Raw genomic sequence first — 19,301 nt, 5'->3', positions numbered from 1 at the left:
TTTTTCGTCACAGGCCGGATTGAAACTTGATTTCGGTGAATCAAGTTTCATCCCTTCCGGGTGCCTCTGGCTCTATAAGATCTTCTAATCGTCCGCTATACGGAAGTTTTAAACCGACCATACAGGCAGGAAGGCCTGCGGCTTACAGCCCCCTCGGCTATGCTCATCCGACCAGAATGAAAAAACGACCCGATGCCTCTAAGACGGGGGCAGCGTATGGAATTGGCTTCACGGGATTTGATTGGTAAGGATAGTGAATTCCGTGTTGTTTAAGGGATTTCCATTCATACTAAAAGGCCAAAATGAAACTTGTATGCTTCTGTCTCCAACATACATACTTCTAACATAAATATAGCTCAAGTAAGCCAAGACAAATCCGCTGCCCCCCTTAAGAAGCCCTCCAAGGAATGACGCCTTATCTTCCGCCAGGAGCCGGAAGATCCTTGACTTCAGCGTCCCCCTCCGCGCCAACCCCCAAGCGCATTCCCAGGCGCATTCCCAAAACTTCATTCTTGATTTAAGAGGGCGACTATGCTATAATATTTAAGATTGTGGTCAGGAAAGTAAAACCCGAGACCACTGAAAAGGATATTAGCGGATTCTAATGTGTTTTTCAGTAGTTTCGGAGTCTCCTGCCACGAATTATGTGAATAGAAAAAAAGGAGAATGATATGTTTAAAAAGTTTGAAATGGAACTTGCCGGCAGAACTCTGCGTGTAGACATCGGAAGAGTCGCAAAACAGGCGAATGGAGCTGCTCTGATGCATTATGGGGATACAACAGTGCTTTGTACTGCAACTGCATCCGAGAAGCCGAGAGAAGGGATCGACTTCTTCCCTCTGAGCGTAGAATACAACGAAAGATTATATTCTGTAGGCAAGATTCCTGGAGGATTTAATAAGAGAGAGGGAAAGGCTTCAGAAAATGCCGTACTAACATGCCGTGTCATCGACAGACCGATGAGACCTCTGTTCCCGAAGGATTACAGAAATGATGTGACTCTGGAAAATCTGGTTATGTCCGTAGACCAGGACTGCAGTCCGGAACTGACAGCTATGCTGGGATCCGCAATTGCAACCAGTATTTCAGATATCCCGTTTGACGGCCCGATTTCTACAACACAGGTTGGCCTTGTAAACGGTGAGTTTGTATTTAATCCAACAGCAGAACAGAAAGATATCTCAGATCTGACGCTGACAGTTGCTTCTACCAAGGAAAAGGTGATTATGATTGAGGCTGGCGCCAATGAAGTGCCGGAGGCTCAGATGATTGATGCCATTTTTGCAGCACACGAGCTGAACCAGAAGGTGATCGCATTTATCGAGACTATTGTAGCAGAGTGCGGCAAGCCAAAACACTCTTATGAGAGTTGTGCAGTGCCGGAAGAGCTGTTTGCTGCGATCAAAACGATTGTAACACCGGCAGAGATGGAAGAAGCTGTATTTACAGACGATAAGCAGACCAGAGAAGAGAATATCCGTGTGATCACAGCAAAACTGGAAGAGGCTTTTGCAGAGAACGAAGAATGGCTTGCAGTGCTGAGTGAAGCGGTATACCAGTATCAGAAAAAGACGGTACGAAAGATGATACTGAAAGATCAGAAGCGTCCCGACGGAAGGGCAATCGACCAGATCCGCCACCTGGCTGCAGAGACTGATCTGATCCCGAGAGTCCACGGATCCGCTATGTTTACCCGCGGACAGACACAGATCTGTACCGTGACAACTCTGGCGCCATTGTCTGATGCACAGAGAATCGACGGACTGGACGAGGCTGAGACCTCTAAGAGGTATATGCACCACTACAATTTCCCTTCCTACTCCGTAGGCGAGACAAGACCATCCAGAGGACCCGGACGCCGCGAGATCGGCCATGGTGCTCTTGCTGAGAAGGCACTGATACCGGTACTTCCGGATGCGTCAGAGTTCCCGTACGCAATCCGTACGGTATCCGAGACATTTGAGTCCAACGGTTCCACATCGCAGGCAAGTATCTGCGCCTCCAGTATGTCGCTGATGGCTGCCGGCGTTCCGATCAAAGCAGCAGTAGCCGGTATCTCCGCTGGTCTTGTGACAGGAGATACAGACGACGATTATCTGGTGCTGACAGATATCCAGGGGCTGGAAGACTTCTTCGGCGACATGGACTTCAAGGTTGCCGGAACCCACAAGGGAATTACCGCAATCCAGATGGATATCAAGATTCACGGACTCACAAGGCCAATCATCGAGGAAGCAATCGCTGCGACAAAGAAGGCAAGAACCTATATCCTGGATGAAGTCATGAACAAGACAATTGCAGAGCCAAGGCCGGAGGTAGGCCCATACGCTCCTAAGATCGTACAGATGCAGATCGATCCGCAGAAGATCGGCGATGTAGTCGGCCAGCGCGGAAAGACAATCAATGCGATCATTGAGCAGACAGGCGTAAAAATAGACATTACAGATGACGGCGCAGTATCCGTCTGCGGAACAGACAAAGCAGGCATGGATGCGGCAATGAAGATGATAGCAACCATCACCACAGACTTCGAGGCCGGCCAGGTATTCGAAGGAAAAGTCATCAGCATCAAAGAATTCGGTGCATTCCTCGAATTTGCACCAGGAAAAGAAGGAATGGTACACATTTCCAAAATTTCCAAAGAAAGAATCAACAAAGTAGAAGACGTACTCAAACTGGGCGATGTAGTAAAAGTAGTCTGCTTAGGAAAAGACAAAATGGGCAGATTTAGTTTCAGTATGAGAGATGTAGCGGAGTAGTTCGCTGGTATGGGGCCGCCTTCCCGGATACACCTGACAGTTTCCGGGGGCTGGCCGTTTGCGGGGAAGTACTAACGGTAAAAAAGCAGAAGCGTATAGCCCGGCGGCATTCACTGAGAAATCTTGATGATTTCTCAGCTCAGGCCGCCTTGAGGATTGATTCGGAATCAATCCTCAGCTATACGCTTCTGCTTTTTTACCGTAAGTACTTCCAGCCGCGCACTATGAAGCCCCCGGAAACTGTCAGGTGTATCCGGGAAGGCTGCTCGCATCATGCGTTAAATGATTCGGCTACAAGGGAGCTCTCTGGCGGGAGCGGCGGGTGTGGCCTGCCTGAAGCGGACATTTGTATCAGTGTTAGGCCGCTTTTGGTTAGGAAAGGAAAATTATCAAGACACAACAAAAAAAGCGTTCCTATAAGTCGGACACGCTCCCCAGCCATTTCCGTTCAGAAACCCATCTGATTTGAGTACAAAAGCAGATGCAGGCACACATGGGGCGGAAAGGCTTCTGGATGCGGGTTAGGGGGAGTTAAGGGAAAAAACAGAAAAACCGGGACAAAATGCGTGATTCCGAATCACGCATTTTCCTGTACCCAGCGCGTGAAATCCATCAGGATTTGACGTGATGTGTGCAGGTTGTTCCGGTTTTTCTGTTTTTTCCCTTTACTCCCCCTTACCCGCAAACACAGTCTTTCCGCCCCATGTGTGCCTGCATCTGCGACCCCCCTGCCACTCAACTCCAGATTTTCAAGTCATAAATTTGAGATGGGGACATATATTGTTTAAAGAGGTGGACAAGATGAATACAGCCAACAGAAAACAGCAGGTCCTGCAGGTGCTTGCGAAACCGGTCCGGTCTGCCGTTGAGGCGGAAGGGCTGGATTTTGAAAAGGTACAGGAGATCCGGATGCGGATTGGTAAGCCTCTTATTCTGGTTTATGACAATGAGGAAAGGCTGCTTCCTTCGGGAGAGCCTGCGGGGTACCTGATCACCAAGGAGGAGATACGTGAGACGCTGGAATATATCAGCCACTATTCACTGTATGCATATGAACATGAGATGAGACAGGGATTTATTACAATTGAAGGAGGGCATCGCGTGGGGGTGATGGGAAAGGCAATACTGGAAGGCAATAAAGTGAAGAATCTGCAGTATATTTCTTCTGTAAACATAAGAATGTCCCATGAGATTCTGGGGTGTGCGGACAAGGTCCTGCCCTATATTACGAAGAACCGCCAGGTATGCCATACTCTGGTGATTTCACCGCCCTGCTGTGGGAAAACGACGCTGATACGGGATCTGATCCGGCAGATATCGGACGGAAACAGGTACGTGAAGGGCTGTACGGTGGGTGTTGTGGATGAACGTTCAGAGATCGGGGGCTGCTATCTGGGAGTCGCCCAGAACCAGCTGGGTATGCGCACGGATGTGCTGGACTGTTGTCCGAAGGCGGAGGGGATGATTATGCTGATCCGCTCCATGGCCCCCCAGGTGATTGCGGTAGATGAAATCGGTTCTCCGGAGGATGTACATGCTATCGAGTATGCCATGCAGTGCGGGTGTAAAATGATTGCCAGCGTACACGGCCTGTCAATGGCTGAGGCGGCGGATAAGCCGGTGCTTGGCAGGATGATCAGGGAACGCAGGTTTGAGCGCTATATCATACTCGGCAATGAGAAAAGGCCCGGGGAGGTGCGGGAAGTATATGACGAACGGGGGAGCCTGCTATGCAGAGATTTATAGGATGCCTGCTGATCTTAGGGGCAACAACGGGGGCGGGGATCGCCTACGGAACAGAGCTCCAGCGGTATCTGGAAAAACTCCTCTATATCCGGCATATCGTTTATATGCTCAAAGGAGAACTGGAGTACTCCAATGCACCGCTGGGGGAAATATTCGGAAGAGTAGCGGTAAGAGTAAAAGAGCCTTACCGTAAATGGCTGCGTGTGATGGAGCGGCAGGTAGAAGAGCGCGAGGAGGATGAGTTTGCAAAAATATGGAACCGGTCCGTAGACCGTAACCTGAGTGAACTTCATCTCAAGAGCGTTCATTCTATACAGCTGAAAGAACTGGGAACATTTCTGGGACAGCTGGACGGGGACACATCCAGCAGGACCATGCAGCTTTACCTGAACAGGCTGGAGCTGGAAATCGAAAAAGTAAGAGAAGGGATGGCAGCAAAGAAAAGGATCGGGAACTGTCTTGGCGTGATGGGAGGAATTTTTCTGGTTGTCATACTAATATAACTCACGGGAGGATTCCATGACCATAAATCTGATATTTAAAATTGCGGCTGTCGGAATACTGGTCTCTATTCTGAGCCAGGTGCTCAAGCACAGCGGGCGGGATGAACAGGCATTTCTTACAAGCTTTGCGGGGCTGATACTGGTACTGTCATGGGTACTGCCATACATATACGATTTGTTTACATCCATTAAACAATTGTTTTCTCTGTAACAGCGGCAGTGTATAGGAAAGGGGAGCTTATATGTGAGCATGATTCAGATCGGAATTATCGGCGTAATAGGCGCACTGCTGTCGATTCAGTTTAAAAGCGGCAAATCGGAATATGGAATCTATATGAGTGTGGCCATCAGTATCCTTATTTTCGCCTGTATTGTAGACAGGCTTGAACTGTTTGTAAGGACGGTGGAACAGGTCAATCAGTATATCAAGATAGATACCAGCTATATCGCAACTATGCTGAAAATGATCGGTATCACCTATATAGCCGAATTTTCCTCAAGCGTCTGCAAAGATGCCGGATATCAGACCATTGCGGTTCAGATCGAGATCTTCAGCAAGCTGACCATACTGGCCCTCGGAATGCCGGTATTGCTCGCCCTGCTGGAGACAATCCGGGAGTTTCTGGCATGAAAAGGGGGCAAAGGATATGGCTGGGTGCCCTGGGGTTCTTGATATCAGTACTTCTTTGCGGCCTGGCAGGGGCTGGGAAAGGCTGTATGACGGTATATGCAGCGGAGGATACGGTAGATTATGATGCCGTGGAAAGCGGCGCCGAGAGCAAATTGTTCTCGGAGTTTGATTTTTCAGAGATTGACAACAGCCTGCAGAAAATATTTCCGGAAGAAAAAATGGATTTTAAGAGCCTGGTTACCTCTCTGATTGAAGGAGACGGAAAAAATGCAGGAGAACTGATTATGGAGTTTATATCGGATCAGTTTGCCTATGAATTCAGGTATAACCGCCAGAATCTGGCATATATGCTGCTGATTGCAGTAATTGCCGCAATTTTCACTAATTTTTCAAATGCGTTTCAGAACAGGCAGGTGTCGGAAATCAGCTTTTACGTATTATACATACTGCTGATTACCATGTGCCTGAATGCCTTCCGGATTGCCATGAGCGGCATCGAAGGGCATCTGGAGACGCTTCTGGATTTTATGCGGGTGCTGTGCCCCAGTTATTTTCTGGCAGTCGCCATCGCCTCGGGAAGCAGCAGCTCGCTGATTTTTTATAACATTGTGCTATTTCTAATCTATGTGGTGGAGGTGCTGATTCTAAGATTTTTGCTCCCCGTCATAAATATCTATATTATGGTGCAGGTGCTGAACTACCTGGCAGGGGAGGAGTATCTGTCGCAGTTTGCGGAGCTTCTGAGCAAGATGGTGACTTGGATCTTAAAAACGCTGGTAACCTGCGTGATTGGAATCAATGTAATCCAGGGGATGCTGGCTCCGGCCATTGACGCTTTGAAGCGCAGCGCACTGACAAAGACTGCCGAGGCCATACCCGGAATCGGCAACGCAATCGGAGGGGTAACGGATGTCGTGCTGGGAACGGCCGTGCTGATCAAAAACGGGATCGGAATGGCGGGAGCCGCGGTTATGATCGCCATCTGTGCCATACCGATTGTACAGATGGCGCTGATGACCCTGATGTACAAACTGACCGCCGCACTGGTCCAGCCGGTGTCGGATAAACGGATTACCGGCTGCATCAGCAGTGTCAGCCAGGGGTATGAACTTCTGATGAAGGTCGTATTTTCTACGGGGCTTTTGTTTCTGCTGACCATAGCAGTTGTTACTGCCAGTACATCATAAAATAAAGGACTGCGCTTAAGCCGGATAAAGGAGAGAGGATGTTTGACTTTATATATGAGTGGATACAGAACCTTGCTTTCTATCTGGTGATCGTTACCGCGGTGCTGCAGATCATACCGGGGAAAGGGTATAAGAAATATGTGCAGTTTTTTTCCGGGATGGTGATGATCCTGCTGATGCTGACGCCGATATTGAAGCTGACGGGAATAGAAAACAGGTTTTATGATCTGTACCACAGCCAGGAATACGAGATGGAAAAGGAAGAAATAGAAAAACAGAAAGATTATTTTGAAGGCCTGGATATCCTGGATTTTCTCCCGGAAGAATACGGGCAGGAGGAACAAAAGGCGGAGAATACCAAAAAGGGAATAGAAGTGGAGGAGATACAGGTTGGAGAATAAATGGAAAGATATCCTGGGCAAAATAAAGGGTAAGAAAATGCTTCCACAGAAAAACCAGCTGCTGATCCTTCTTCTGGTCGGGATTCTTCTGGTAGTGATCGCAATTCCTACATCCAATAAAAAGAAAGGAAGCGCGTCGGATGAGAGCAGGGACAGCGGGGAGGGCAGTACGGCCTCCTATGTGAATACAGATGAGGAATACGAACAGTACCTTGAAAAGCGGGTTGCAAGAGCGCTGGAATACGTACAGGGTGTTGGAAAGGCAGAAGTGATGATTACGCTGAAATCTTCCGGTCAGAAGATCGTGGAGAAGGACCAGCAGAGCAGCAGCCAGAATTCGGATGAGGAAGACAGTTCCGGGGGAACCCGAAGCGTGGAAGAGAGGACAACGGATAAGACGAGCATTTATGAGCAGGGATCGGACGGTTCACAGTCACCTTATGTGAGCAAGGAACTGACTCCGGAAATAGCCGGAGTGCTCGTAGTAGCGGAGGGGGGAGACAATGCGGTTGTAGTGCAGAATATAACTGAGGCAATCCAGGCATTATTCGGTGTAGAGGCGCATAAAATAAAAATAATGAAAAGGACTGATACATAAAAGGAGGATTCCAAGTGAAGCGTTTATTTAAGAAGAATCAGATCATCATTACCACACTGGCAGTTATGATTGCCATCGCCGGATACCTGAATTACTCAGGACGGCTGTTTGGACAGTCAGACAAAGGTACGACAGAGGCAAATGCAGAACTGGCAAACAAGGAGCTTCTGGATATTTCGGAGGAAGACCTGGAAACAGGCTCCGGCGACATTGCAAGCAATGATTCCGAAATAGAAGGGACGCCCGGCGAGGCCGTGCTGACAAACAGCGGAGCAGACACCACGGTTGCACAGGCGAAAGTAGCAAGGGAACAGGTGCGTGCACAGAATAAAGAAACGCTGCAGTCGATCATTGATAATACCAATATCAGCGACGAAGAGAAGCAGGATGCAGTGGCGCAGATGGTAAAGATGACGGAGCTGTCTGAGCAGGAGGTGGCAGTGGAGACACTGATGGCTTCCAAAGGATTTTCAGAGGCGGTTGTAAGCCTTACGGCAGATTCCGCGGACATCGTAGTGGACAGTGCAGAGCTGACGGATGCAAACCGTGCCCAGATCGAAGATATCGTTACGAGAAAGACCGATATTGCACCTGAAAATATTGTAATTACGCCGATCCACGAGGGCGGAACACCAGAAGGGGAGTAAGTGCCCCATGCGCAGATACATATGCTGCCTGTAGAGAATAAGATTTTTTGAAACAGGCAGTATTATTCTGAAAATGTGGGAAGAATATTTCCAGTAAACAATTGCAGGCGATACCTTCTTATGGTAAACTTATTTAATGTGCTTAATTGTAAGAAATACATCGGAATAAGATCAGGTTACATAAAAGAGATGAAAACAGGAGATTACAGATATGTCAGAGACTACAAATGAAATAAAAAAGAGAAGGACCTTCGCGATTATTTCCCACCCGGATGCGGGTAAAACGACACTGACCGAGAAGTTCCTGCTGTACGGCGGGGCGATTAACCAGGCTGGTTCCGTCAAGGGAAAAGCAACGGCGAAGCATGCGGTGTCAGACTGGATGGAGATTGAGAAAGAGAGAGGTATCTCGGTTACTTCTTCGGTTCTTCAGTTTAATTACGGGGGATATTGCATCAATATCCTGGATACTCCGGGACATCAGGACTTCTCTGAAGATACCTACCGGACACTGATGGCGGCGGACTCTGCGGTGATGGTGATTGATGCTTCCAAGGGCGTGGAGGCCCAGACGCGGAAGCTTTTCAAGGTCTGCGTTATGAGGCATATCCCGATTTTTACGTTCATCAATAAGATGGACAGAGAAGCCAAGGATACATTTGATCTGCTGGATGATATTGAGAAGGAACTGGGGATTGCAACGTGCCCCGTGAACTGGCCGATTGGCTCGGGAAAAGCATTTAAAGGCGTATATGACAGACAGAAGCAGGAAGTGGAACTATTCTCTGATACACATAAGGGAACAACCGTGGGGGAAGTCAAAAAGATAGAAGCAAACAATCCGGAACTGGACTGGATACTCGGGACAGAGGCGAAGGTTACGCTGGAGGAGGAGATCGAGCTCCTGGATGGCGCTGCAGCGGAATTTGACCAGGAGCTGGTCAGCAAAGGCGAACTTTCACCGGTTTTCTTCGGCTCTGCCCTGACTAATTTTGGAGTAGAGACGTTTTTGAAGCATTTCTTAAAGATGACCAGTTCTCCGTTGCCGAGAATGTCTGACCACGGGGAGATCGACCCGATGAAAGAGGAAGACTTCTCAGCCTTTGTATTTAAGATACAGGCAAATATGAATAAGGCACACAGGGACCGGATCGCCTTTATGCGGATCTGCTCCGGTGAATTCGAGGCAGGCATGTCCGTCTGCCATATCCAGGGGGGAAAGGATGTGCGCCTGTCCCAGCCGCAGCAGATGATGGCCAGCGAGCGGAAGATGATCGAGAAAGCCTATGGCGGAGATATCATAGGCGTATTTGATCCGGGCATATTTTCCATCGGCGATACGCTGACTACCTCCAAAGAAAAGTTTGCTTATGAGGGCATCCCGACGTTCGCACCCGAACATTTTGCAAGAGTGCGCCAGGTGGATACGATGAAAAGGAAGCAGTTTGTAAAAGGGATCAACCAGATCGCCCAGGAAGGCGCCATCCAGATTTTCCAGGAATTCAATACCGGAATGGAAGAGATTATCGTGGGTGTAGTCGGTGTTCTGCAGTTTGACGTCCTGAAATACCGCCTGGAGAATGAATATAAAGTGGAGATCAGACTGGAAAATCTGCCTTACGAACACATCCGGTGGATTGAAAATGAAGAGGTGGATATGGACAGGCTGGTCGGCACCTCCGATATGAAGAAGATCAAAGATTTAAAGGACAGGCCGCTGCTGCTTTTTGTGCACGAATGGAGTATCCGCATGACCCTTGACAGAAACAAAGACCTGAAGCTCTCCGAATTTGGGCGTTCCTGATATTTCCCTTTGCAAACAGGGGGATATTTGTTATAATGTTTTAAGAGATTAAACCAACAGGAGGTTTTTACGATGGCAAAGGACGAAAGAAATACTTATACAATACAGAACGATTCCAGCATGGGAGAAGTCAAGATTGCAGATGAAGTGGTCGCTATTATCGCGGCGCTTGCGGCTACAGAGGTGGAAGGCGTGGCGTCTATGGCGGGTAATATCACCAACGAGCTGGTCAGCAAGCTGGGAATGAAGAATCTGTCCAAGGGTGTAAAGGTGGACGTGCTGGAAGGCGTAGTTACGGTTTCTCTGGCACTGAACCTGAAATATAACTACAGCATCATGGAGATTTCCACTAAGGTGCAGGAAAAGGTCAAGAATGCGGTTGAGAACATGACCGGCCTGGAAGTGGCCGACGTGAACATCAAGGTTGCAGGCGTGGATATGGAGAACCAGGAATAACCTTTTCGTTGCAAAGAATAGCAGATGTGTAGTATAATAAAGGATGTCGCAAGGCATCCTTTTCTTTATGGGAAAACATGGAGTCTGGGAATGCCAATGGAAAGGAGCCAACATGGTAAGAAGAGAACTTAGGGAGCATATCTTTAAGATGCTGTTTCAGATAGAATTTAATGAAATGGAAGATATGCCGGAACATCTGACACTATACTTTGAAAATTTGCCGAGTGCTGCAGAAGAAGATAAAAAATACATAAAGGATAAGTTTGAAGCAATTGTAAAAAAAGTACCGGAGATTGATATAGAATTGAATGAGAAGACCACGGGGTGGAAGACTACAAGAATGAGCAAGGTAGATCTGACGATCCTGCGTCTTGCGGTCTATGAGATGAAATGGGACGCGGATGTACCCGAAGGCGTTGCGATCAACGAGGCCGTCGAGCTGGCGAAGAGATTCAGCGGGGAAGAGGGCCCCTCTTTTGTAAACGGAGTACTTGCAAAACTGACAGACCAGGAGGCTGGACATGCGTAATGTCTACACGGTAAAGCAGGTAAATGCGTATATCAAAAATATGTTTACCCAGGACTTCATGCTGAACAGAATCTACGTGAAGGGTGAGGTTTCCAACTGTAAATATCATACTTCAGGGCATATATATTTTTCTTTGAAAGATGAGTCCGGCACGATGGCCTGTGTTATGTTCGCAGGCTCACGGTCAGGGCTTTCTTTTCGTATGCGGGAAGGCCAGCAGGTGATCGTGCTGGGATCCGTCAGTGTGTATGAAAGAGACGGCAAATACCAGCTCTATGCAAAAGAGATTATTCTGGACGGGGCGGGGCTTCTCTATGAAAAGTTTGAAGCATTGAAGAGAGAGCTGCAGGAGATGGGCATGTTTGCCCAGGAGTATAAGCAGCCCATCCCGGCCTATGTGAAGACGGTTGGGATTGTGACGGCTCCAACAGGAGCGGCGGTTCGGGATATTATCAACATAGCATCCCGCCGGAATCCTTATGTACAGCTGATCCTTTATCCTGCCCAGGTGCAGGGGGAAGGCGCGGCGGCTAGTATTATCCGCGGCATAGAGATGCTGGAGAAGAAGGGCGTTGACGTCATGATTGTGGGACGCGGGGGCGGGTCTATAGAGGATCTGTGGGCGTTCAATGAAGAGGAGGTGGCCCGGGCTGTATTTAACTGCCGTGTGCCGGTGATTTCGGCGGTGGGACACGAGACGGATACGACAATTATAGACTATGTGTCAGATCTGCGCGCACCGACGCCGTCTGCAGCGGCGGAACTTGCCGTTTATGAGTACCTGGGTACGGCCGGCGCCATGAGGGAGTATGAGGCAAGGCTCAGAAGATCCATGATGCAGAGAATAACCCAGGAACGCGTAAAGAGCAGGCAGGCGGCCATGAAGCTGAAGCTTGCACATCCCCGCCAGAAGCTGCTGGAAAAGCGTCAGAGAGCCGCGGATCTGGAGCAAAGGCTCCGTCTTTTGATGGAGGCCTGCCTGGAGAATAGACGACATCGGTTTGCGATCTATGTGGAGCAGATGAAAGGCCTCTCTCCGCTGGCCAAACTGAATCAGGGATATTCCTATGTGGCGGGCGCGACGGGCGCCAATATCAAATCGGTCCGCCAGGTGAAGCCCGGTGACAAAATCAAAGTTTATATGACGGATGGAAGTGTGCAGGCGGAAGTCCGGGAAATCGAGGAGGAACCAGATGGCAGAAAAGAAGAGTAAAAAAGAAGAAAAACAGCCTTCTCTGGAAGAGCTTTTTGAAGGCCTGGACGAAGTGGTTGCCAGACTGGAAGGAGAGGAGATTACCCTGGAAGAGTCTTTTCAGCTTTACCAGAAGGGGATGAACATGCTCAAGCAATGTAATGAGACGATAGATACCGTAGAGAAAAAAGTACAGATTCTGGATGAGGATGGAGATGCCCATGAATTTTAGTGAAACTTATCAGGCTAAGGTAAAAGCAATTGAAGCGATACTCATCGCATACCTTCCCGAGCGGACGGGCTATCAGGCAGTCATTATGGAGGCGATGGAATACGCCCTTATGGGCGGCGGCAAGCGTCTCCGTCCGATGCTGATGCAGGAGACATACTGCCTGTTCGGAGGAAAGGGCAGAATCATTGAGCCGTTTATGGCAGCTATTGAGATGATTCATACCTATTCGCTGGTACACGATGACCTGCCTGCTATGGATAATGATGATTACCGCCGTGGCAGAAAGACGACGCATGTGGTTTATGGAGAAGACATGGGAATCCTGGTTGGGGATGCCCTGCTGAACTGCGCCTTTGAGACTGCGGCCAGGGCTTTTGACGTGGAACCGCAGGAGAGCCTGCGGATTGGGAAGGCATTGCAGATCCTGGCGGGAAAGGCCGGGATATATGGGATGATCGGCGGTCAGGTGGTAGATGTGACATCCACGGGAAAGATGATTTCGGGTGAAAAACTGGACTTTATCTATCAGCTGAAGACAGGTGCGCTGATCGAAGCTTCTATGACCATAGGGGCAGTACTGGCCGGTGCGGCCTCGGATCAGGTGAAAGCAGTGGAGGAGATTGCGGCTAAGGTGGGGCTGGCTTTCCAGATACAGGATGATATACTGGATGTGACGGGTTCAGCAGAAGAGCTGGGCAAGCCGATCCACAGCGATGAAAAAAACGAAAAGACGACCTATGTGACATGGAAGGGCATCGACGGTGCAAAAGCACTGGTTGACAAGCTTTCCCGCGAGGCGCTTCAGCAGATGGAAGGCCTGGGGGCTCCGGACAAGTATCTCGCACAACTGCTGGAGTCTCTGATAAACAGAAGCAGATAGAGAGGGATTCCTAATGATATTAGAAAAGATCCAAAAGGAAAATGATATAAAGGAGTTACAGCCTGAGGACCTGGATCTGCTGGCGGAGGAGATCCGTGAATTCCTGATTGAAAAGATCAGCAGGACAGGCGGTCATCTGGCCTCGAATCTGGGCGTTGTGGAGCTTACAATGGCCCTGCATCTGGCCTTTGACCTGCCTCAGGACAAGCTGATCTGGGACGTGGGGCACCAGGCATATACGCACAAGCTGCTGACCGGGCGCAGGGCAGGATTCGATGACCTGCGTAAATACGGCGGCATGAGCGGATTTCCGAAGCGCAAAGAAAGTGAGTGCGATGCATTTGATACCGGGCACAGCTCAACTTCTATTTCCGCCGGGCTGGGTTATGTTGCGGCCAGAGATATTCTCGGTGAAGAGCACCATGTCGTCTCTATTATCGGGGACGGTGCAATGACAGGCGGGATGGCATATGAGGCGCTCAACAATGCCTCCAGGCTGAAAAGCAATTTTATTATTGTATTAAATGACAACAACATGTCTATCTCGGAGAATGTAGGCGGCATGTCCAGGTATCTGAATGGCCTGCGCACAGCAGAAGCCTATGTGGGGTTGAAAAAGGGCGTGGAAGATACGCTTTTGAAGATTCCGGTTCAGGGCGAGAAAATTGTCAACCAGATGAAAAAGACTAAGAGCGGCATCAAACAGCTCATTGTACCGGGTATGTTTTTTGAGGACATGGGGATCACTTATCTGGGACCGGTTGACGGGCATGATGTGAAAAAATTATATAAGGCGCTGAATGAGGCAAAGCGTGTAGACCATGCGGTGCTCGTCCATGTACTGACAAAAAAAGGAAAAGGATATGAGCCTGCAGAGCGGAATCCGGCGCGATTTCATGGAACCGGGCCTTTTGACATAGAGACCGGGGCCGCCAGGGATGCTTCGGCCAAGGACAGCTACACAGATGTATTTTCCAAGGTGATCTGTGATGTTGCCAGGCATGACAGTAAGGTGGCGGCGATCACGGCGGCCATGGCAGACGGAACCGGGCTGAACCGTTTTCAGAAGTACTATCCGGACCGGTTCTTTGACGTGGGAATTGCGGAAGAGCACGCGCTGACGTTTGCAGCAGGTCTTGCGGCGGGGGGAATGAAGCCGGTAGTGGCGCTTTATTCTTCCTTCCTGCAGAGGGCTTACGACCAGGCGATCCACGACATCTGCCTGCAGAAGCTGCCGGTTGTGCTGGCGGTGGACAGGGGAGGCCTTGTCGGCAGTGACGGAGAGACGCATCAGGGGCTTTTCGATTTGTCTTTTCTTGCTACGATCCCGAATATGACGATCATGTCGCCAAAAAACCGCTGGGAGATGGCAGATATGGTCAGATATGCAGTGGGCTTTGGGTATCCCATAGCCTTGCGGTATCCAAGAGGATCGGCTTATGAGGGGCTGAAGGAATTCCGTGCTCCTATTACCTATGGTAAAAGTGAAGTTCTCTTTGAGGAAGAGGATATTGCCGTTCTGTTTGTAGGACACATGGCAGCGGTTGCTGAGGCCGTACGCCTCAGCCTGAAAGACATAGGATACAGCTGCAGCCTGGTAAACGCACGCTTTGTAAAGCCGCTGGATACGGAAATGCTGGAGCGGATGGCAAAAGAACACCAGCTGTTCGTTACGATTGAGGAGAACGTCCTCTCCGGAGGCTACGGAGAGCGTGTGCTGGAGTATGTGTCACGTGCGCGCCTGGGGGTGCATGTGCTGAATATCGGGATACCGGATGATTATGTGGAACACGGCAACGTGGATGTACTGCGCCATGAGGTCGGGCTGGACTGTGAAACAATCGTAAAACAGGTAATTACAGACTATGTGACGATAAGGAATGAGTAAAATGAAAGAACGATTAGATGTGTTGCTGGTAAAACGGAATCTGGCGGAATCCAGAGAAAAGGCAAAAGCCATTATCATGGCTGGAAGTGTCTTTGTAGACGGGGAGAGAGAGGATAAGGCAGGTTCGTCTTTTCCGGTGGATGTGCGGATCGAGGTAAAAGGACATGCACTGCCCTATGTCAGCCGCGGCGGGCTGAAGCTGGAGAAGGCTCTTGCCAATTTTGATGTCACTGTCGAGGGGAAAGTCTGTACAGATGTGGGATCCTCCACGGGCGGATTTACGGACTGTATGCTGCAGAACGGCGCTGTGAAAGTCTTCGCCATAGACGTGGGACGCGGCCAGCTGGACTGGAAGCTCCGTCAGGATGAACGGGTCGTCTGCATGGAAAAGACGAATATCCGCTACGTGACCCCTGAAGACATTGGGGAGCCTGTTGATTTTTCTTCGATAGACGTATCTTTCATATCTCTGACAAAAGTACTGGGACCAATCCGCGGCTATCTGCGGTCAGAGGGGGAGATCGTGGCGCTGATCAAACCGCAGTTTGAGGCCGGCCGGGAAAAGGTAGGAAAAAAGGGAGTGGTGCGTGAAAAGAGCACCCACCATGAGGTGATCGAAAAGGTGGCGCAGTATGCGAATTCCATTGGATTTGAAGTGTTGAATATTGACTTTTCCCCGATCAAAGGGCCGGAAGGCAATATTGAATACCTGATCCACCTGCGTAAATGTGAAGGGGACGCCCCGGCAATTGCGGTGGATCTGGTGACTGTAGTAGAGAGGGCTTTTGAGACGCTGGCAAAATAAGAGGAAGCACCATGGATAAATTTTACGTTATTACGAATAAGCTAAAAGATGCTGACTACAGCATAACTAATGAAATCCTGGATTATATCGAACAGCATGGTAAAACCGGGATACTCTCCCAGAAGGACCCGGATGGGCATATTATACCGGGAACCGTCCCGGAAGGGATGGAGTGTGCCCTTGTGCTGGGCGGAGACGGAACGCTGATCCGCGCGGCCAGGGAGCTGGAGGGATATAATATCCCTCTGCTCGGAATCAACCTGGGTACACTGGGCTATCTGACTGAGGTGGAACTGCACGACTTCAGGGGCGCTCTGGACAGGCTGTTTGATAAAACACCTGAGATAGAGGAACGCATGATGATGCATGGCTGTGTGGAGGGCCGGCTGAACGACGTGGCGATGAATGATATTGTAGTGACAAGAGAAGGCGGGCTCAGGGTGATTCATTTTAATATTTCGGTAAACGGTGAACTGCTCAACAGCTATCAGGCTGACGGGGTAATCATCTCCACTCCTACCGGGACAACCGGGTACAACCTTTCAGCCGGAGGACCGATTGTGGAGCCCACGGCAAGCATGTTTGTCATAACCCCGATCTGTTCTCATGCTCTCAATACAAGCAGTATTGTGCTGTCCGCGGAAGATATCATTGAAGTGGAGATTTGCGAGGGGCGTTACGGCAAGACGGAGCATGCTGCCGTTACGTTTGACGGCGCCAGTACCGTGCCGCTGGTGACAGGAGATAGAATTACGATCGAAAAGTCGGGTGAGACTACAAAGCTGATTAAGCTCAGCAAGGAAAGCTTTATGAAGACTATGCGCAAGAAAATGAAAGGAAACTAGTAATATGAAAGTCAGTCGTCATGCAAAAATAATCGAATTAATCAGCCAGAATGATATCGAAACCCAGGAGGAACTGGCCGAGCGTCTGAACGATGCGGGTTTTAAAGTGACACAGGCAACGGTATCCAGAGATATCAGGGATCTGAAGCTTACCAAGGTGTCCGTGGACGGCGGCAGGCAGAAGTATGTGGTTCTGAAGCCGGAGGAAGACGGGATGAGCGAGAAGTATATCCGTGTTTTAAGGGACGGTTATATATCCATGGATATGGCCCAGAATATCCTCGTGATCAAAACGGTATCCGGTATGGCTATGGCAGTCGCAGCCGCCGTGGATGCGATGAAGTGGAAAGAAGTTGTGGGATGCATAGCAGGGGATGATACGATTATGTGTGCGGTCCGCAGTGTGGATGAGACAGTTGCTGTAATGGAGAAGATTCGAAAGATTGTGTCTAAAGGGAATTAGGATAAAAATATGTTGCAAAATCTGCATGTGAAAAATTTAGCGTTAATTGATGAAATAGAAGTAGAATTCCAGCCGGGACTCAATATCCTGACTGGTGAGACGGGAGCCGGGAAATCAATTATTCTGGGCTCTGTAGGCCTTGCCCTGGGGGGCCGGTACAGCGCAGATATGCTGCGCAAGGGCGCACAGTTCGGACTGGTGGAGATGACCTTCACCGTAGAGGACCAAGCGCTTCTAAGACAGCTGGAGGCATTGGATATCTACCCGGAAGAAGGCATGCTCATTCTGTCCAGGAAACTGATGGAGGGACGCAGTGTCAGCAAAATTAACGGGGAGACGGTCAGCATGAGTGTACTCAAAGATGTTGCAAGTATGCTGATTGACATCCACGGGCAGCACGAGCATCAGACGCTGCTGCACAAAAAAAACCATCTGGCGCTTCTGGATGTCTATGCCAGGGATAAGGTGGAAGACTTAAAGAAATCTACATCTGCGGCATATAAAGAATATATAGGCTGCCGCAGAGCACTGGAAGAGTCGGGGATGGATGAAGAAAGCCGGAAAAAGGAGATCTCGCTTGCGGAATTTGAAATCGGAGAGATTGAAGAGGCCGGCCTGCAGGACCACGAAGATGAAGAACTGGAGGCGTTATACCAGCGTATGACAGAGAGCCGCCGTTTTACGGAGAGCATAGCGGAGGCGTATCAGTATACGAGTGAATCAGCCCATGGCAATGCCAGCGATCTGCTGAGCCGGGCCATCCGCGCATTTCAGGATGTGGAAGAATGTGATGAGCAGGGAGCGGGTCTTTATGGGCAGCTGCTGGAAATAGACAGTCTTCTGAATGATTTTAACCGGGAATTGGCGGAATATGCGAAAAGCTTTGAATTTTCCGAGGAAGAGTATTATGAAACCGAGAGCAGGCTGAATCTTGTCAATCATTTAAAAGCAAAATATGGTAATACTGTCAAAGATGTCCTGGAATACTGCAGGACAAAAAGAGAGAGACTAAGTGAACTAAAAGATTACGAAAGTTATATTGCTGATCTGGAAGAAAAATACAGCCGGAGCGAAAAAAAGCTAAAGAAGCACTCAGATGCTTTAAGCAAAGCCAGAGCTGAGGCTTCCCGGGCATTCGCGGCGGAGATAAAACAGGGTCTTGCTGACCTGAATTTTCTGGACGTTAAGTTTGAACTGAGATTGGGAAAGACGGAAACTTTTACTGCCAATGGCATGGATGAGGGGGAATTTTATCTCTCCACAAATCCTGGGGAACCTGTAAAACCGCTTGCCAATGTAGCATCCGGCGGTGAATTATCGAGAATTATGCTTGCGGTAAAAGCAGTTTTAGCAGATAAGGAAGATACGCCGACTTTAATTTTTGATGAGATAGATACGGGAATCAGCGGAATCACGGCAGGAAAAGTGGCAGAAAAAATGCATGTTATCGGGCGAAGCAGACAGGTAATCTGTATCACACACCTTCCCCAGATCGCGGCGATGGCTGATGCACATTATCTGATTCAAAAAGATACAACCTCTAACAGTACCAAAACGGAAATACGATGTCTGGATGAGCAGGAATCGGTTAAAGAGCTGGCACGGCTTCTGGGCGGGGCGAAAGTAACCGGAAAAATAATGGAAAGCGCGGCAGAGATGAAAGAAATGGCAAAGCGTGAAATATAATACCAGTGTGAAAAAGAACATGCAGTCACATACTAAAAACGGATACCAA

General features: G+C 49.2%; 20 protein-coding genes. All 20 read left to right on the top strand.

Annotated elements, in window-relative coordinates; translation table 11 throughout:
- The first annotated feature begins 671 nt into the window (after nucleotides 1-671).
- Nucleotides 672-2,759 (top strand): polyribonucleotide nucleotidyltransferase, encoded by a 2,088-nt coding sequence (locus tag ARB69_RS03770; RefSeq protein WP_050642413.1) that lies wholly within the window; start codon nucleotides 672-674, stop codon nucleotides 2,757-2,759.
- Between the two features lie 801 nt (nucleotides 2,760-3,560).
- Nucleotides 3,561-4,505: a stage III sporulation protein AA gene (gene spoIIIAA / locus ARB69_RS03765; protein WP_050642412.1), complete on the top strand. Its 945-nt coding sequence runs from the start codon at nucleotides 3,561-3,563 to the stop codon at nucleotides 4,503-4,505.
- Nucleotides 4,490-5,008, top strand: a complete 519-nt coding sequence (locus tag ARB69_RS03760) for a stage III sporulation protein AB (protein WP_025657587.1) — start codon at nucleotides 4,490-4,492, stop codon at nucleotides 5,006-5,008. The genes spoIIIAA and ARB69_RS03760 overlap by 16 nt, the downstream gene beginning before the upstream one ends.
- A 16-nt stretch (nucleotides 5,009-5,024) precedes the next feature.
- Nucleotides 5,025-5,219 (top strand): stage III sporulation protein AC, encoded by a 195-nt coding sequence (gene spoIIIAC / locus ARB69_RS03755; protein ID WP_009005678.1) that lies wholly within the window; start codon nucleotides 5,025-5,027, stop codon nucleotides 5,217-5,219.
- 33 nt (nucleotides 5,220-5,252) lie between these two features.
- Nucleotides 5,253-5,639 carry a SpoIIIAC/SpoIIIAD family protein gene (locus ARB69_RS03750; protein WP_009005679.1) on the top strand — a complete coding sequence of 129 codons (387 nt, stop codon included), beginning with the start codon at nucleotides 5,253-5,255 and terminating at the stop codon, nucleotides 5,637-5,639.
- Nucleotides 5,636-6,826 carry a stage III sporulation protein AE gene (locus ARB69_RS03745; protein WP_050642411.1) on the top strand — a complete coding sequence of 397 codons (1,191 nt, stop codon included), beginning with the start codon at nucleotides 5,636-5,638 and terminating at the stop codon, nucleotides 6,824-6,826. The genes ARB69_RS03750 and ARB69_RS03745 overlap by 4 nt, the downstream gene beginning before the upstream one ends.
- A 38-nt stretch (nucleotides 6,827-6,864) precedes the next feature.
- Nucleotides 6,865-7,227, top strand: coding sequence for a stage III sporulation protein AF (locus ARB69_RS03740; RefSeq protein ID WP_050642410.1), 363 nt, complete (start codon nucleotides 6,865-6,867; stop codon nucleotides 7,225-7,227).
- A complete protein-coding gene (locus ARB69_RS03735; RefSeq protein ID WP_050642409.1) occupies nucleotides 7,217-7,825 on the top strand; it encodes a stage III sporulation protein AG in 609 nt (202 codons plus the stop codon). The genes ARB69_RS03740 and ARB69_RS03735 overlap by 11 nt, the downstream gene beginning before the upstream one ends.
- Before the next feature lie 14 nt (nucleotides 7,826-7,839).
- Nucleotides 7,840-8,472, top strand: a complete 633-nt coding sequence (locus tag ARB69_RS03730) for a SpoIIIAH-like family protein (protein ID WP_050642408.1) — start codon at nucleotides 7,840-7,842, stop codon at nucleotides 8,470-8,472.
- Nucleotides 8,473-8,683: 211 nt separating this feature from the next.
- Nucleotides 8,684-10,276, top strand: coding sequence for a peptide chain release factor 3 (locus ARB69_RS03725; protein WP_050642407.1), 1,593 nt, complete (start codon nucleotides 8,684-8,686; stop codon nucleotides 10,274-10,276).
- 72 nt (nucleotides 10,277-10,348) lie between these two features.
- Entirely contained in the window at nucleotides 10,349-10,732 is a 384-nt protein-coding gene (locus ARB69_RS03720; protein WP_050642406.1) for an Asp23/Gls24 family envelope stress response protein, read from the top strand.
- A gap of 112 nt (nucleotides 10,733-10,844) precedes the next feature.
- Entirely contained in the window at nucleotides 10,845-11,261 is a 417-nt protein-coding gene (gene nusB / locus ARB69_RS03715; protein ID WP_050642405.1) for a transcription antitermination factor NusB, read from the top strand.
- Nucleotides 11,254-12,474 carry an exodeoxyribonuclease VII large subunit gene (gene xseA / locus ARB69_RS03710; RefSeq protein ID WP_050642404.1) on the top strand — a complete coding sequence of 407 codons (1,221 nt, stop codon included), beginning with the start codon at nucleotides 11,254-11,256 and terminating at the stop codon, nucleotides 12,472-12,474. Before nusB ends, xseA begins: the two co-directional genes overlap by 8 nt.
- The gene (xseB, locus tag ARB69_RS03705) at nucleotides 12,455-12,685 is read left to right on the top strand and encodes an exodeoxyribonuclease VII small subunit (RefSeq protein WP_050642403.1); all 231 of its coding nucleotides are present in this window, start codon (nucleotides 12,455-12,457) and stop codon (nucleotides 12,683-12,685) included. Before xseA ends, xseB begins: the two co-directional genes overlap by 20 nt.
- On the top strand, nucleotides 12,675-13,565 hold the full coding sequence (locus tag ARB69_RS03700) for a polyprenyl synthetase family protein (RefSeq protein WP_055151190.1): 891 nt from the start codon (nucleotides 12,675-12,677) through the stop codon (nucleotides 13,563-13,565). The genes xseB and ARB69_RS03700 overlap by 11 nt, the downstream gene beginning before the upstream one ends.
- A 13-nt stretch (nucleotides 13,566-13,578) precedes the next feature.
- Nucleotides 13,579-15,453, top strand: a complete 1,875-nt coding sequence (gene dxs, locus ARB69_RS03695) for a 1-deoxy-D-xylulose-5-phosphate synthase (RefSeq protein WP_055151187.1) — start codon at nucleotides 13,579-13,581, stop codon at nucleotides 15,451-15,453.
- 1 nt (nucleotide 15,454) lies between these two features.
- A complete protein-coding gene (locus ARB69_RS03690) occupies nucleotides 15,455-16,258 on the top strand; it encodes a TlyA family RNA methyltransferase (RefSeq protein WP_055151184.1) in 804 nt (267 codons plus the stop codon).
- Nucleotides 16,259-16,269: 11 nt separating this feature from the next.
- Entirely contained in the window at nucleotides 16,270-17,103 is an 834-nt protein-coding gene (locus tag ARB69_RS03685) for an NAD(+)/NADH kinase (protein ID WP_025657575.1), read from the top strand.
- Nucleotides 17,104-17,107: 4 nt separating this feature from the next.
- Nucleotides 17,108-17,566: an arginine repressor gene (argR, locus tag ARB69_RS03680; protein ID WP_050642399.1), complete on the top strand. Its 459-nt coding sequence runs from the start codon at nucleotides 17,108-17,110 to the stop codon at nucleotides 17,564-17,566.
- Between the two features lie 9 nt (nucleotides 17,567-17,575).
- The gene (recN, locus tag ARB69_RS03675; protein WP_055151181.1) at nucleotides 17,576-19,252 is read left to right on the top strand and encodes a DNA repair protein RecN; all 1,677 of its coding nucleotides are present in this window, start codon (nucleotides 17,576-17,578) and stop codon (nucleotides 19,250-19,252) included.
- The last annotated feature ends 49 nt before the right edge of the window (nucleotides 19,253-19,301 follow it).

It is taken from the genome of Faecalicatena contorta, from assembly GCF_001404335.1.
GTDB lineage: Bacteria > Bacillota > Clostridia > Lachnospirales > Lachnospiraceae > Faecalicatena > Faecalicatena contortus_B.
Note: the sequence above shows the minus strand (reverse complement) of the source record. Positions and strands in the feature narration are given on the sequence as shown.